13 protein-coding genes are annotated in these 13,123 nt (G+C 64.0%); 2 read left to right on the top strand and 11 right to left on the bottom strand.

The annotated features are described in order from the left end of the window. Positions 1-201: 201 nt before the first annotated feature. From PQQ95_RS08970 to PQQ95_RS08995, 6 genes are all read right to left on the bottom strand, one after another. Positions 202-588 carry a DUF488 domain-containing protein gene (locus tag PQQ95_RS08970; protein WP_408436914.1) on the bottom strand — a complete coding sequence of 129 codons (387 nt, stop codon included), beginning with the start codon at positions 586-588 and terminating at the stop codon, positions 202-204. 85 nt (positions 589-673) lie between these two features. After that, a complete protein-coding gene (locus PQQ95_RS08975) occupies positions 674-991 on the bottom strand; it encodes a hypothetical protein (protein WP_408436916.1) in 318 nt (105 codons plus the stop codon). A gap of 101 nt (positions 992-1,092) precedes the next feature. Continuing rightward, the gene (locus PQQ95_RS08980) at positions 1,093-2,493 is read right to left on the bottom strand and encodes an FAD-containing oxidoreductase (protein ID WP_408436918.1); all 1,401 of its coding nucleotides are present in this window, start codon (positions 2,491-2,493) and stop codon (positions 1,093-1,095) included. A 185-nt stretch (positions 2,494-2,678) separates the two neighbouring features. Then, positions 2,679-2,867: a hypothetical protein gene (locus PQQ95_RS08985; protein WP_408436920.1), complete on the bottom strand. Its 189-nt coding sequence runs from the start codon at positions 2,865-2,867 to the stop codon at positions 2,679-2,681. Between the two features lie 232 nt (positions 2,868-3,099). Next, positions 3,100-5,409, bottom strand: coding sequence for a putative bifunctional diguanylate cyclase/phosphodiesterase (locus tag PQQ95_RS08990; RefSeq protein ID WP_408436922.1), 2,310 nt, complete (start codon positions 5,407-5,409; stop codon positions 3,100-3,102). A 122-nt stretch (positions 5,410-5,531) separates the two neighbouring features. Continuing rightward, a complete protein-coding gene (locus tag PQQ95_RS08995) occupies positions 5,532-6,101 on the bottom strand; it encodes a DUF4865 family protein (RefSeq protein ID WP_408436924.1) in 570 nt (189 codons plus the stop codon). Between the two features lie 94 nt (positions 6,102-6,195). Between PQQ95_RS08995 and PQQ95_RS09000 the strand changes: the two genes are divergently transcribed. Continuing rightward, a complete protein-coding gene (locus PQQ95_RS09000) occupies positions 6,196-7,059 on the top strand; it encodes a LysR family transcriptional regulator (RefSeq protein WP_408436926.1) in 864 nt (287 codons plus the stop codon). A gap of 169 nt (positions 7,060-7,228) precedes the next feature. Here the strand turns inward: PQQ95_RS09000 and PQQ95_RS09005 are convergent, their stop codons facing one another. Then, on the bottom strand, positions 7,229-8,134 hold the full coding sequence (locus tag PQQ95_RS09005; RefSeq protein WP_408436928.1) for an SH3 domain-containing protein: 906 nt from the start codon (positions 8,132-8,134) through the stop codon (positions 7,229-7,231). Between the two features lie 317 nt (positions 8,135-8,451). Here PQQ95_RS09005 and PQQ95_RS09010 point away from each other — a divergent pair, with 317 nt between their 5' ends. Continuing rightward, positions 8,452-9,024 (top strand): lysozyme inhibitor LprI family protein, encoded by a 573-nt coding sequence (locus PQQ95_RS09010; protein WP_408436930.1) that lies wholly within the window; start codon positions 8,452-8,454, stop codon positions 9,022-9,024. Between the two features lie 98 nt (positions 9,025-9,122). Here PQQ95_RS09010 and PQQ95_RS09015 read toward each other — a convergent pair whose 3' ends face one another. The 4 genes from PQQ95_RS09015 to PQQ95_RS09030 form a co-directional block, all read right to left on the bottom strand. Continuing rightward, positions 9,123-9,671 carry a nucleoside deaminase gene (locus PQQ95_RS09015; protein ID WP_408436932.1) on the bottom strand — a complete coding sequence of 183 codons (549 nt, stop codon included), beginning with the start codon at positions 9,669-9,671 and terminating at the stop codon, positions 9,123-9,125. Between the two features lie 50 nt (positions 9,672-9,721). Continuing rightward, positions 9,722-10,852 (bottom strand): BMP family ABC transporter substrate-binding protein, encoded by a 1,131-nt coding sequence (locus tag PQQ95_RS09020; RefSeq protein WP_408436934.1) that lies wholly within the window; start codon positions 10,850-10,852, stop codon positions 9,722-9,724. Positions 10,853-11,167: 315 nt separating this feature from the next. Next, a complete protein-coding gene (locus PQQ95_RS09025; RefSeq protein ID WP_408436936.1) occupies positions 11,168-11,473 on the bottom strand; it encodes a winged helix-turn-helix domain-containing protein in 306 nt (101 codons plus the stop codon). Between the two features lie 63 nt (positions 11,474-11,536). Then, entirely contained in the window at positions 11,537-12,970 is a 1,434-nt protein-coding gene (locus tag PQQ95_RS09030) for an aminotransferase-like domain-containing protein (protein ID WP_408436938.1), read from the bottom strand. Between the last annotated feature and the right edge of the window lie 153 nt (positions 12,971-13,123).

Below are 13,123 nucleotides of genomic sequence, written 5' to 3' on the forward strand. Positions count from 1 at the left end.
CATCGCGCACCGCAATGGCCAGCCAGGCGCAGCATCCTGGACGCCCAGGTGGCCCCGCACGCTGCCGATTATCGACGATGACTACGAGACTTGTCGAATGTGGACCGGCTACGCATGCACATAACCGGCACCCGGCGCGCCAAATTGACCGGTATCGCCGGCGCTGTTACACCACGAGGCGTGTCTAGCGTATTTAAACAATCACCGAACCAGCGCCCCGCGCTCGTCCAACAGCTGGCGGAGAATGCTGCGATGGCACCGGCTTTCGTCCTCGCAGTAGCAGCCGACGGAAAAGTGCGTCGTTTTTGACAATGCGGCCAGCAGGTCCAGCACCTTACTGGTATCGCTACTATTCATCTCCGCCCGGAATTTTTTCGCAAATGCGGCCCATTCGGTGTCGCTGGAAGCCGCCTTTGCTTCCTTGATCAATTCCGCATCAGGCGACAGATTAGGCAGCCACACATCGTAGTAGTCGCGCGTGGCGAATTCCGCCCGGGGTACGCCGCGCGGCGGTCGCCGAACGGTGCCGATGCGCAGCCCTTCGTCGGGCGCCCTCGGAGACCCGAGCTGGACGATGCTGATGCTCATGTTTTTTCCCTGATTCGTGGTCGCCGCGCGACCGTTCCCCGCGGGGTCGAGAAGCGCCGCTCGCCCGTAGCTCCACGACGCAAGCTCAACGTCGCATGCCCTTCATGGCCTCGATTTCCATGGCCGCGTGCAGTTCCTCGCTGGCTTCAATCGGGTCCATCGACTCGTCGATCGACGCCGCCGCGCGTTCCGCGACAGCCTTCGTTTCGTCGAAGATGGGATCGAATTCCGCGTCGTCATCGCCCGGCGGTTCCAGCATGTCTTGAAGCATGGACGCCAGTTCCGGCGTATCCCACGGCGCGCCCTGCTGCTTCTGTTTCTTGATGTAGTGCCTGACTTCCGCGTCCTGCTCCGGGGTCAACGGAAGACCGCGAAAAGTGCTGTTGGGGTTGGCCTCAGTCATGATCTCGCTCCAGGATACGTGCCAGTTCGAGTGTAATCCCGTTAGGACGGCGTGACCGCAGCTTTCGGTTGTTGCACGTCAAGCCGTTGAACACGGTCTGCTCACTTCATCGGCTTGAGGCCGTCGAGCAAAGTCGGCACCAGCTCGCTGATGGTTGGATGAATGTGCATGGCGTACTGCAAGGTCGGATACGGCGCGCCGGCCGTCATGATGTCGATGAACGTGTGCAGCGCTTCGTCACCCTCGATGCCATGGATCGCCGCACCGAGAATCTGCCGGCTTTGCGGGTCGACCAGCACCTTCATGAAACCGTCGGTCTCGCCGCGTTCGCGCGCGCGGCCCACGCGCGTCATCGGCATGGTGGCGATCAGCGCATCGCGGCCGGCTTTGCGCACGTCGGCCTCCGAGAGCCCGACGCGCGCAAGCGGCGGGTCGACGAACACCGCATAGGTCATGATCCGGGTATCGACACTGCGTGCGCCGCCGTCGAGCAGATTGGCCGCGACGATCTGAAAATCATCGTAGGAAGTGTGCGTAAAAGCACCGCGTCCGTTGATGTCGCCGATCGCCCAGACGCCCGGCACGTTGGTGCGCAACTGGCCGTCGACGGGAATCATGCCGTGCTTGTCCGTCACGATGCCGGCGGCGGCGAGACCGAGGTCGTCCGTATTCGGTTCACGGCCGGTGGCGAACAGCAGGTGCGACGCTTCGAGCGCGGGAATGTTCTGCTCAAAACCGATACACACCTCGTTCTCGTGATGCGGATGCGGTTCGACCCGCACGGGCTGCACACCGAAGACAAACTCGATCCCTTCCCGCGCCAGCACCTTCTGCACGGAGTCGGCGAAGTCGGCATCCTCGCGCGTGAGCACACGCTCGCCGCGCACCAGCACCGTCACCCGGCTGCCGAAACGGCGAAAAATCTGTGCGAATTCGAGCGCGATATAGCTGCCGCCGACAATCGCCAGATGGTCCGGCAATTCCGTCAGTTCGAGCAGGTTGGAGTTGGTGTAATAGCGAACGCGCTCGAGCCCTTCGAGCGGCGGCACGACTGCGCGCGTACCGGTGTTGATGAAGATTTCGCCGGCGCTGAGTTCCTCGCGCACCATGCCGTCCGGGCCGCTGATGGCGAGCGTATGCGGGCCGGTGAAGCGCGCGTGGCCGCTAAAGACCGTGACGTTATCCGCGCCGCGCAGCCATTTCTCCACGCCGCTGCGCGATTGGCCGATGATCCTGTCCTTGCGCGCCTTGACCGCGGCCAGATCGACGCTGACCGCCCCGCTCAGCTGCACGCCCAGGTCCGCGGCGTGGCGCGCCACGTGCGCCGCACGGGCGCTGGCCACATACGATTTGGTAGGCGTGCAGCCGACATTCACGCAGGTCCCGCCGAAGGCCCCTCGTTCGATGACAGCGGTTTTACGGCCGCTTTTGCCGAGACGGACTGCGAGCGGCGAACCGCCCTGTCCCGTGCCGATCACGACTGCGTCGAAGTGCTGTGGCATGGCAGATCTCCCGAGGCTGGGGTGCAGGTCGTAGCATCTTACCCTCAGCGCCTCGTATTGCCTTTATCGCCTCTTCTCGTTGATTCTGTTGCGTACTGTGACGTCGCCGCTGCGGCAAGCGATCTGTTCTCACCCCGCCGGGAGACCGACGCCGGTCGATTGGCGGGAATTGCCCCTGGTCAGGCTCAGGCGTGGCAATGCACGGCGCAAATCAATTCGCGCGAGCGTTGCAAGGCGGCCTGCGCACCGCGCGCCGCGACGACCCAGCCGACCTGGCCCAGGTTGAAATCCTGCGACACCATCACCTGCATGAGGGCGACCATCGGCAGGATTACCTCAGGCCGATAGAGCTGCTTTTGAATCAAGGCTGACATAACGACTCCCATCGCGCTGTGCCGCTTCGGCACGGCGCGGAATTTACATTCGATGGGAGGATTTTAAGGAGACAGGGGGCGCGGATAAATACCGGGAACGCGAAGGCACTTGTTTGTCAAACTGAACAATCGAGCCGGAATGCCCCCGGCAGTGACGTCCCATTGCCCTATTACCCCGGCCGGCGAAGTGGATTTGTGACGCCCGCGGCCATGGCCGCAGACGTCCGGACAGTCATGAGGCGCTGGCCAACCCCACCTGCGCGTCATACAAACTACGCGCATAAGCACTCGCGCCCACGGGCCGGCTGTAAAAATACCCTTGTTGCTTATCGCAGGCGATCCCGCGCAAAAACGCCGCCTGCTCGGCGGTCTCCACGCCTTCCGCCGTGACGTTCATGCCGAGCGAATGGGCCATCGCCACCACCGCCTGGGTGATCGCGATCGAATCGCGATGATCCGGCAACCCCGCGACGAAGGACCGGTCGATCTTCAGGTTATGCAGCGGAAACCGCTTCAAATACGACAGCGACGAATAGCCGGTACCGAAATCGTCGACGGAAATCCGCACGCCCATCGCACTCAATGCGCTCAGCATCGGCAGGACGGCGTCGCTGTCGTTCATCAGCAGCCGCTCGGTAATCTCCAGTTCCAGCGCCGCCGGCTCGAGCCCGGACTCCTCGAGACAGCGCGCGATCCGCTCCACCAGGCCACCTTTGAACTGGCGCGGCGACAGATTCACCGCGACGATCAGATCCGGCGCCAGCGTGCGCCGCCATTGCGCGACCTGCTCGCAGGCCCGCGCCAGCACCCAGGCGCCGATCTCGACGATCAGGCCGGCGTCTTCCGCCACGGGGATGAATTCCGCCGGCGAGACATTGCCCAGCTCACTGTTGTACCACCGCAGCAGCGCTTCGGCGCCGATCGTCCGGCCGCACTGGCTGTCGACGATCGGCTGATACACGAGGCTCAGTTCGTCGGTGGCGAGCGCGCGCCGCAACGCCTGCTCGATCATGAAGCGCCGTTGCAGATGCTGATTCAGCTCGGCGGTGAAGAACTGAAAATTGTTGCGGCCGCATTGTTTGGCGTGGTACATCGCCGAGTCGGCGTTGCGCATCAGCGTGGGCACGTCCTGCCCGTCTTCGGGAAACAGACTGATACCGATCGATGCACCCATGTAGTACTCGTTGTCGGCCACCGCGAACGGCACCGCGATCGTGTCGAGAATACGTTGGGCAAGCGCGATCAGATGTCCCGTGTTTTCGTAAGCACTGACCACGATCACGAATTCGTCGCCCCCCACGCGCGCGAGCGTATCGTCGCGTCCCACACACGCCGACAGCCGTTCCGCCACGCTGCACAGCAGCGCATCGCCAGCCTCGTGACCCGCGGTGTCGTTGACCTTCTTGAAACCGTCCAGGTCGACGAACAGCACGGCGACCCGCGCCAGCTCGCCCATTCCCACCACCCCGCCCGGCGTGAACAGATCCTGCATCCGCTCGGCCAGGTAGGCACGGTTGTAGAGGCCGGTGAGCGGATCGCGGGTGGCCAGAAACCTAAGTTGCCGTTGCGCCTCGCGCACCGGCCCAATGTCGGTAAACGAGATCAGCACCGAGCTGGGTTCGCTGTCGCCCGGTTTGATTATCGGCACGACATTCTCAGTAATCCAGATGATATCGCCGTCGGTCAGTTCCAGACCGATCGTGATGCCGAGTATGGGTTTGTTGGTCGTCAGCACCTGCGTGGTCGGGCGGTCGGCCTCGGTGACGATGGAACCGTCCTCGTGATACGCCCGCACCATCACCGTCAGAATGTCATGGCCGATCAGGTCGGGGCTCGCGCGCAGAATGCGTTGCGCACTCGGATTGCAGGCCAGCACCACGCCGTCGCGCGACTGCACGACGATGCCTTCGTTCAGGTGATCCACCACCAGCCGGTGATGTTCCTCGCTCTGCGCGAGGCGTTGCGCCATGGCGTCCTGATGGACGGCGAGACCGACGCTGTGACTGATGTCCTGCAGCATCGCCGCTTCTTCGGCGCTCGGTCGGCGCGAGGTGCGGTGATAGACCGCGAACGCGCCCAGCACCTTGCCGGCATCGTTTTCAAACGGCATCGACCAGCACGCGCGCAGGCCGAGCGGCAAGGCAAGATGCCGGAAATCAGCCCACAGCGGATCGGTTTCGATATCTTCGACGGCGACCATGCGCCGCTCGAACATCGCGGTGCCGCACGAACCGGCCCGTGGGCCGATCGCGACGCCGTCGATCGCGGCACTGAAGTGCGCCGGCAGCGAGGGTGCGCCGCCCACGCGCGCGCGCAGGCCGTCCGCGTCCAGTAGCAGGATCGTACAGCTCGCACCATCGCCCAGCAGCGCTTCCGCGCGGCGGCATACTTCATTGAGCAATTCCGGCAGCGGGGTATTGCGCGTAATCAGCCGCAACACCGTACGCTCCGACGCCAGCACCCCCTCGGCCCGGTCTGGCCCGTAGCGGGTGCCCTCAGGCGTTGCTCCCATCGTGCAATCTGATGTCGCTTCGCGTGTCATTTGTGCGCCCCCTAACCCCACATCGGCAGGTTAGTGTACGCGGCGCACCGGGGTTTACGCGAGGCCCGCGCACTTTAATCGCGATACACGGCGCAAAGTGCGCGAGCCGGCCGGCTGGCGCGTCAGCCGATCAGGCTCGCGACGCCCGGTCGCGCGAGGTGCAACACCTCGTAGACCGTGCGGCCCGCGGTGGCGACCGGCGCCGCCGCCGACAGCGTGAGGCGGATCAGCTTCCAGTTGGCGACGTCGAGCGCGGAGACCACGGCGACCGTATCGTCCTGCCCGGCGATGCGACGGTTCTGTTCGGCGTGCGCGGCGCGCAGCTCGGCGCGATTGTCCTGCTCGCCGATTGGCTGTTCCTCGCGATACAACGCAAGCGCCCGTTGCGCCGGCCCTTTGCGGGCATCCAGCGGCAGCCAGGTTTCGACATCGGGACGGCCGAAGTCGTCAATCACGTTCTGAAAGCGCGAGCCCATGAAGAAGTCGGCGGTCTGCTCGACGTCGAGCCACAGATACACCGCGGAATACACGTTCGCGGTGGCACCGTAGCGGCCCCGTTCGCGGGCGACGAACGCCTTGAACCCGAGCCCCTCGGTCGCATCCCACAACGGGCCGCGCCGCGTCGCGCGCTCGCGGATGATCCCCATGTCATAAGTGCAGGGCAGACGGTGCGAATACTGTTTGGCAAGCATGCGAACTCCTTGTGGTTTCGATTGAGGGTGAGCTTGCGCCTGCGCAATCATTACATCAAGATATGGTGATTTATATCTGCGATAAAGTTTTGATATGAACACCCTCGCTCGCCCTCTCGATCTGGATGCGATCCAGGCCTTCGTGCTGGTTGCGGATCTCGGCAGCTTCACGCGCGCCGCCGAAGTCATGGACACCTCCCAGGCCGCGATGAGCCTCAAGCTCAAACGGCTCGAAGCGCGTCTGGGTTACCGCTTGCTGGAGCGCACGCCGCGCGCGGTAAGGCTCTCGCCGCGCGGCGATGCCTTCATCGGCGCAGCCCGGCAATTGCTGCTCGCCCACGAACGAGCGCTCGCGGGGACCGCCGATGCGCCAGAGCGCCGGCTCAAGCTCGGCATCAGCGACCATGTGGCAGGACCCAATCTGCCGGCGCTGCTGGGGCGGCTCGCGGCGTACGATCCGCTGCTCGTCATCGAGGTGCGCATTGCCGCGTCACGCGATGTGCTTGGATGGTTCGAGCGGGGCGAAGTCGACGCGGCAATCGGCCGTCGCGAGGGCGATCGCCACGATGGACAGTTGCTGGCTGAGGAACGGCTTGGCTGGTTCGCGACGCCGGGTTGGCAACATCGCGAGGGGCAGCCGCTGAAGCTGGCGACGCTCGCCGCACCGTGCGGAATTCGCGCGATTGCCACAGATGCGCTCGATGCGGCCGGGATCGCGTGGACCGAGGTGTTCGTCGGTGGCGGCGTGATGGCCGTCGGCGCGGCCGTCAGCGCAGGGCTCGCCGTGGCCGCGCTGGCGCAGCGCGTGGCACCGGCGGGAGCGATCGAGGTCGGCGAGCAACTCGGCCTGCCGCCGCTGCCGACCTCGAAAGTGGTACTGCATACGCGGCTGAGCGATCCGCGCTCCCAGGAAACCTTGCGGGCGGTCAGCTCGGCGTTTCTGAACGCGGCGTATTGAAGAGAGGCGCCGGCTTACCAGGTCGCCAACGCGGGGATAGTGGTGGCGATCTAGTGAGCTCATAAGACGGATTCCGCTCGCGCTTCGCGGCGGTGCGGCCCCTGGAATCTGGAGTCTGACTCACGCGAGTTGAGGCGCGTTGTGCCGCCCGCAGATGGCGCGAACCCGATCAGCCGTGCTGATCGGGTGGCCGGCCACCGCCGCCTCCGCCGTCTCTTCCGCCACCCGGAGGTCCGCCTCCGCCCTGCTGAGGCCCGCCTTGAGGGCGGTTATTCCCGCCGCCTTGCTGACCTCCCGGCGGACGGCCACCTGCATTACCTGGCGGCTGGCCACCCGGTGGCCGCCCACCCGCATTCCCCGGTGGCGGACCGCCCGGTGGCCGCCCACCCGCATTCCCCGGTGGCGGACCGCCCGGTGGCCGCCCGCCGGCATTCCCTGGTGGCGGACCTCCCGGAGGACGCCCACCCGCATTCCCCGGTGGCGGACCACCCGGTGGCCGCCCGCCCGCATTCCCTGGCGGCGGCCCACCCGGTGGCCGACCGCCTGCATGCCCCGGCGGTCGCCCCCCACCATGCCCCGGTGGCGGGCCACCCGGCGGCCGCCCACCCGCATGTCCCGGCGGGCGCCCTCCCGGTGGCCGTCCGGCCCCCGGTCTCGGCGGTGGCGGGGGCGGATGATGCGCCCAGCGCGATTGCTGGCCGTACCACGGCCGGCCCCGATAATAATTGCCCCAATACGTGCCGATCGAGAACGTCACGATGGGTAATCCGATCACCGTGCCGTAGCTCATCACCGGCACGTTGCTGCCCTGATAGGGATAGCTGAGCCGCCCCGCATACACCCAGCCGCGCAGGTTCGGCGCGGCGACGTCACACCACTGATAGCTGCTGATGCAACCCATCACGCTAACCGGGACACCGCCTGGCAACTGCGTCACGATCGGGTAATCCGAAGCCGGCCCGGCGCGCATGTTGACCGGGCCGTTCGTATAAGCCTGCGACTGCGCGTACGCCACTGCTGGCAGGGCCAGCAAGCCGGCCACCGCATACATACATCGAACGAGGCCTTGTTTCATTTTTTCTCCCGTTTTTACGTCCCGCGTTTGCGTGCGGGCCATTACGGCCCGCAACTGTGCCTGCCTGTGCGCATGGGTGAATGCGTCGGCTTCGCCATCGTCTCAAGCGGCGTGGCAAGCAAGGCGTCTACTCATTCGCACCTGCAATGCATATACCTGAAATCGTGCGGGCTTGCCCTACCCCATTCCAGTGCGTCCCGCGTAAGGCAAGATTTGGTAATTACCCACCCGAACCCACGCTGTTCTCGGGCATCTGTGTTCCGGCGACTCGACCGATCATCCATTGCATGAAAAACCCATGCACTGCCGGGAGCACAATGAAAATTTTCCGCCTCATGCTTGTCGCCGCCCTCATGCTGTCGACGCTGCCCGCTCAAGCCACGAGTTTCGACTGCACCAGGGGACGCTCGCTCACCGAACGGATGATCTGCAACGACCCTGCGCTCTCGAAGCTCGACGACACGCTGGGACAACTCTACTGGAAAGCGCGGCGGCAGGTCATCAACCGTCGCGCCTTTCTCACCGACAGCGACAGCAAATGGGCGTGGCGAGAAGCGAATTGCCGCGACGCGGCGTGTCTGGGGACGTGGTATGCAACTCGAATCGAGGAGTTGCAACGGCTGATCGAAAGCATGCGAACGGGAACCGCGGATGCGCCGGATGCGCCAGGCGAAGCGGACACCCGGCGTAAGGCGGTGAGGCCCGCGCTCCAGCAAACCGAAACCGCGATGCTTCGATGCACCGCGGCGGATCCCGGGATCGTCGTGAACGATTCGTGTCCCACTGTGATCAAGGCAAACCATAACCCGTGGAAATATCAGCCACACGGCGGCGACTGGTTCTGCGGACTGGCAATGCTGGCACCGGCGGAAACCGGCTCGGCACAGTGAGATTGGGCTGTTCGTGTCTGCCGACGGTATTGCTTTCTACTTTTCATTCTTCGCACGGCGCAGGCAAACAGACTTCAGCGATGTGCAGGCAGGAAATGCTATCTGCCGCGCCAGAATCTCCGCTGAACATCCATCACCTCGGCCTCCACCTCGGCCACCGGGCCGATCACCTCGACGGGTTTCTGGCAATGATCGAACACATACCGGCAATCTACGCTCATGGTCGGATTCTCGGCATGATCGCCGGTCGCCTCCAGCAAGCGCTTCTCGGTCATGCCAAACACGACGCGGCCGATATTGGCCCAATACATCGTGCCCGCACACATGCAGCAAGGCTCGACCGACGTGTACAACGTACAACTCCACAAGTACTCCGGCGTGAAATTCAACGCCGCCACGCGAGCCAGCACCGACTCGGCGTGATTCACCGTGTCGACATTGCCCTGCTCCATCAAGACGGCCTCCTGATCCGGGCCGACCAGCACCGCGCCGAACGGGTGGTGCCCCAGCAGGGTCGCCCGCTCGGCTACCCGGCTCGAATGCCGCAGATGCCGCACCACCTGCTCGTGCGTCGGCGTTAAACCCTGCGGCGGATAGGCTGCCGCCACGCCGGCTGCGCCGGCATCGGTCGAGACGGTAAGACTCACGGGCGATCTCCTTTAGTTTTTAATCATCGTTAGGCAAGCCAATCAATTCACTATTTCGGCAGCGAACCGTCGACGCCCTGCACGAACCAGTTCAAACGCAGCAGTTCCGCATCGCTCAACGACTTGCCCGCGGCAACTTTCACTGCACCGGACTGATCCGCAATCGGACCGGCAAACGGATTGAATTTGCCGGAGATGATGTCGTCGCGCTTCTGGCTCAACGCCTTTTGCGCCGCCGGCGACACCGCATCCGTGTTGATGTCGGCCAGATCGATTGCCTTCTCTTTCAGCCCCCACCACACAGGCGAGTTGTTCCACGAACCCGCCATCACCTGCTGCACCAGATGCGTGTAGTACACGCCCCAGTTGCTGACGCATGCGCCCAACTGAGCGTTCGGCCCGAACTTCTTCATGTCGGAATCCCAGCCGAATGCATGCACTTTCTTCTGCTCGGCTGTCTGCATCGTCGCCGTCGAATCGGTGTTCTGGATCAGCACGTCGGCGCCCTGGCCGATCAGCGTCTCGGCGGCCTGCTTTTCGCGGCCCGGGTCGAACCAGCTATTGATCCACACGACCTTCACGCGCGCATTCGGATTGACCGAGCGCGCGCCCATCGTGAACGCGTTGATGTTGCGCACCACCTCCGGCACCGGCACCGAGCCGACAAAGCCAAGCGTGTTGGATTTCGTCGTATAACCGGCGACCAGTCCGGCCAGGTAGGCGCTCTGGTAGGTCCGCACGTCGTAGGTAGCGAAGTTGGCGGCCTTCTTGTAACCGGTCGCATGTTCGAACACGGCATCCGGGAAGTCCTTGGCGACCTTCAGCTCGAAATCCTGGAAGCCGAAGCTCGACCCGACCACGATCTTGTTGCCCTTGGACGCCAGATCACGAAACACGCGCTCCGAATCCGCCGACTCCGGTACGTTCTCGACGCGCGTCACTTTGATCTTGTCGCCGAATTTTGCCTCGACCTCTTTCACGCCCTGCTCATGCGCGTAGGTCCAGCCGGCGTCGCCCGGATTGCCGAGGTAGACGAAGGCAATGCCAAGTGGCTGCGCAGTCGCGGCAGCGGCCACCCCGGCGCCGAATGCGAGAGAGGCACCGAACGCTGCGGCGAGCACAGTCCGGACGGTTTTGATGCGCAATGAGCGATGCAGCACTCGCGCCAGCTTTGCTTTCATGAATTCTCCGATGATGGGTTCCGGGTGCCTGCCACAGCCCGGGCATGTCCCGGACAAGGCTTCAGCATAAGGGGCCATATTCGAAGGCCAATTTCAGCGCAAAAAATATTTTTCGTTATCCCGCCCATAACGAAATCTATATTTTGGTGACCACAAAACCAGGTTTGCGCCTCCGCACAAGTGCATCCGAAAAGCGCTATGGCAAGCACTTAATAGAAGAAGCGTAATGCCCCGATCAAGCCGGGGCATAAAGCGCTCATCGCAGCCGGATGCCGAAGGCACAGCCGTCGCCCGCGCAGCACATTCAGCGGCAACTCAGTGAACCTGTGGCGGCTCCACCTGCTCGTCGTCTGGCGAATCGCCCTCACCGAACAGGTCGGCGCACAAGCCCTGGCCGAGCTCGCTCAGGCGCGCCGTTCCGGTGCCTTCCTCGTTGAACGTGGTGTCCACCAGGCCGCCGTCGACGAGCGCCGTCAGTTGCCGCCGCAACGCGCTCATCGGCACGTCGGCCTGCTTCGAAAGCTTGGCGAGCGACCACGCGCCGCCAGGCGTCTCCTGATACCCGCGCCACAATTGCGCCAGTATGGCGACCAGCACCGGGTCGAGTTCATCGTCTTCCATCGTGAATGTCTCCTCGTTTTTCTCCGACCCAAGCCGGGCCGTACTCAACCCTGCGCCGCCCTGTCAGGCCATCTGCGCCACCAGTTCACCCAGCGTCTTCAATGCCGCCTCGGTCTGCGCCGTCCACGGATAGCTGTAATTGAGCCGGATGAAGTGGCGAAAATCGTCGCGCATCGAAAACATCATGCCCGGTCCGATCGTGATGCTGCGCGCGAGTGCCGCCTGATAGAGCCGCATCGAATCGACACGCTCGGGCAATTCCACCCACAGCACGTACCCGCCTTGCGGCGTCGACACGCGCGTGCCCGCCGGGAAAAACCGCTGCACCATCGCCATCATGATGCTCGCCTGTTGCCGGTAGACCTTGCGCACGTGCCGCAGATGCCGATCGTAACCGTCCTGCTTCAGGTAATCGGCGACAGCGACTTGCGGCACCGAGGGCGTCGTCAGCGTGTTGAGAAACTTCAGCTTCTCGACCTGCGCGCGGTAGCGCCCCGGCATTGCCCAGCCGATCCGGTACGACGCGGTCAGGCTCTTCGAAAACGACGCGCAATGCAGCACCAGCCCCTTGGTATCGAAGTCTTTCAAAGTCGACGGCCGCGCCTCGCCGAAGTACAGCTCCTGATAGACATCGTTCTCGATGACGGGAATCTCGTGCGCGGCAAGCAGTTCGACCAGTTGCTGCTTACGCGCGTCCGGCATCTGGAAACCGAGCGGATTCTGGAAGTTCGGCATCACCATGCACGCAGATATCTTCTGCCGCGCGATGACCTGGGCCAACGCCTCGATATCGATACCATGGACCGGATGCGTCGCCACTTCGATGGCGCGCATGCCGAGACGCTCGATAGCGTGCAGCATCGCGTAGTACGTCGGCGACTCGACGGCAACCGTATCGCCCGGTTTGGCGACCGCCTGCAAGCTGAGGTTGATCGCCTCCGTCGCGCCGAGCGTGATGATGATTTCGTCGGGATCGACCGGCACGCCATTCTCGGCATAGCGGCGCGCGATCTGCCGGATCAGCTCCGGATTGCCGGGCGGCAAATCGTCGATCAGATTCCAGCTCGCGTGACGCCGTGCGATCGCGTTCGCATACTGGTTGATGCGCCGCCACGGGAACAGCGACGGGTCCGGATACGGCGAGCCGAGCGGCACGGCGTCGTGCGCACGGATGCTGCGCAAGGTGGACAGCACGAGGCGGCTCACGTCGACTGCAGCGGCCACCGGCGGCGTGTGAGCTGACGGCTGGCGGTTCAGACGCGGCTCGTCGAGCGTCGCGGCCGTCGCCACCGCGTCGCGCACGAAATAGCCCGACTGCGGCCGGGTCTCGACCATCCCCCGGCTTTCCAGCAACGCGTACGCGTGCAGCACGGTCTTGATGCTGACGCCGTGCTGCTGGCTCGCCTGCCGCACCGACGGAATCCGCTCGCCGACCGCAAAGACCCCACGGCGCACGGCTTCGGTTATTTCATCGGCGAGTTTTTCGTACAGTTTCAAGACCTTGGCTCAAGCAGGCGCGCGGCGGAAACGCCAGTCTATGACAAATTTCCGGTAACTGTACCCCTCTCCTTTCCGATTTTCTGTATGCTGCGCCGTTTTTGGAACACAGTAGGCTTCCGTGCATCGGCATAAAAGCCTCGTCCAGGCCAC

It is taken from the genome of Paraburkholderia caffeinilytica, from assembly GCF_046030355.1.
Taxonomy (GTDB): Bacteria; Pseudomonadota; Gammaproteobacteria; order Burkholderiales; family Burkholderiaceae; genus Paraburkholderia; species Paraburkholderia caffeinilytica_B.

Bases quoted from the DNA above. Each gene is read 5' to 3' on its own strand.
- PQQ95_RS08990 (WP_408436922.1), bottom strand. From the start codon at position 5,409: ATGACACGCGAAGCGACATCAGATTGCACGATGGGAGCAACGCCTGAG.
- PQQ95_RS09005 (WP_408436928.1), bottom strand. From the start codon at position 8,134: ATGAAACAAGGCCTCGTTCGATGTATGTATGCGGTGGCCGGCTTGCTG.
- PQQ95_RS08970 (WP_408436914.1), bottom strand. From the start codon at position 588: ATGAGCATCAGCATCGTCCAGCTCGGGTCTCCGAGGGCGCCCGACGAA.
- PQQ95_RS08985 (WP_408436920.1), bottom strand. From the start codon at position 2,867: ATGTCAGCCTTGATTCAAAAGCAGCTCTATCGGCCTGAGGTAATCCTG.
- PQQ95_RS09025 (WP_408436936.1), bottom strand. From the start codon at position 11,473: ATGGAAGACGATGAACTCGACCCGGTGCTGGTCGCCATACTGGCGCAA.
- PQQ95_RS08980 (WP_408436918.1), bottom strand. From the start codon at position 2,493: ATGCCACAGCACTTCGACGCAGTCGTGATCGGCACGGGACAGGGCGGT.
- PQQ95_RS09000 (WP_408436926.1), top strand. From the start codon at position 6,196: ATGAACACCCTCGCTCGCCCTCTCGATCTGGATGCGATCCAGGCCTTC.
- PQQ95_RS09010 (WP_408436930.1), top strand. From the start codon at position 8,452: ATGAAAATTTTCCGCCTCATGCTTGTCGCCGCCCTCATGCTGTCGACG.
- PQQ95_RS08995 (WP_408436924.1), bottom strand. From the start codon at position 6,101: ATGCTTGCCAAACAGTATTCGCACCGTCTGCCCTGCACTTATGACATG.
- PQQ95_RS08975 (WP_408436916.1), bottom strand. From the start codon at position 991: ATGACTGAGGCCAACCCCAACAGCACTTTTCGCGGTCTTCCGTTGACC.
- PQQ95_RS09020 (WP_408436934.1), bottom strand. From the start codon at position 10,852: ATGAAAGCAAAGCTGGCGCGAGTGCTGCATCGCTCATTGCGCATCAAA.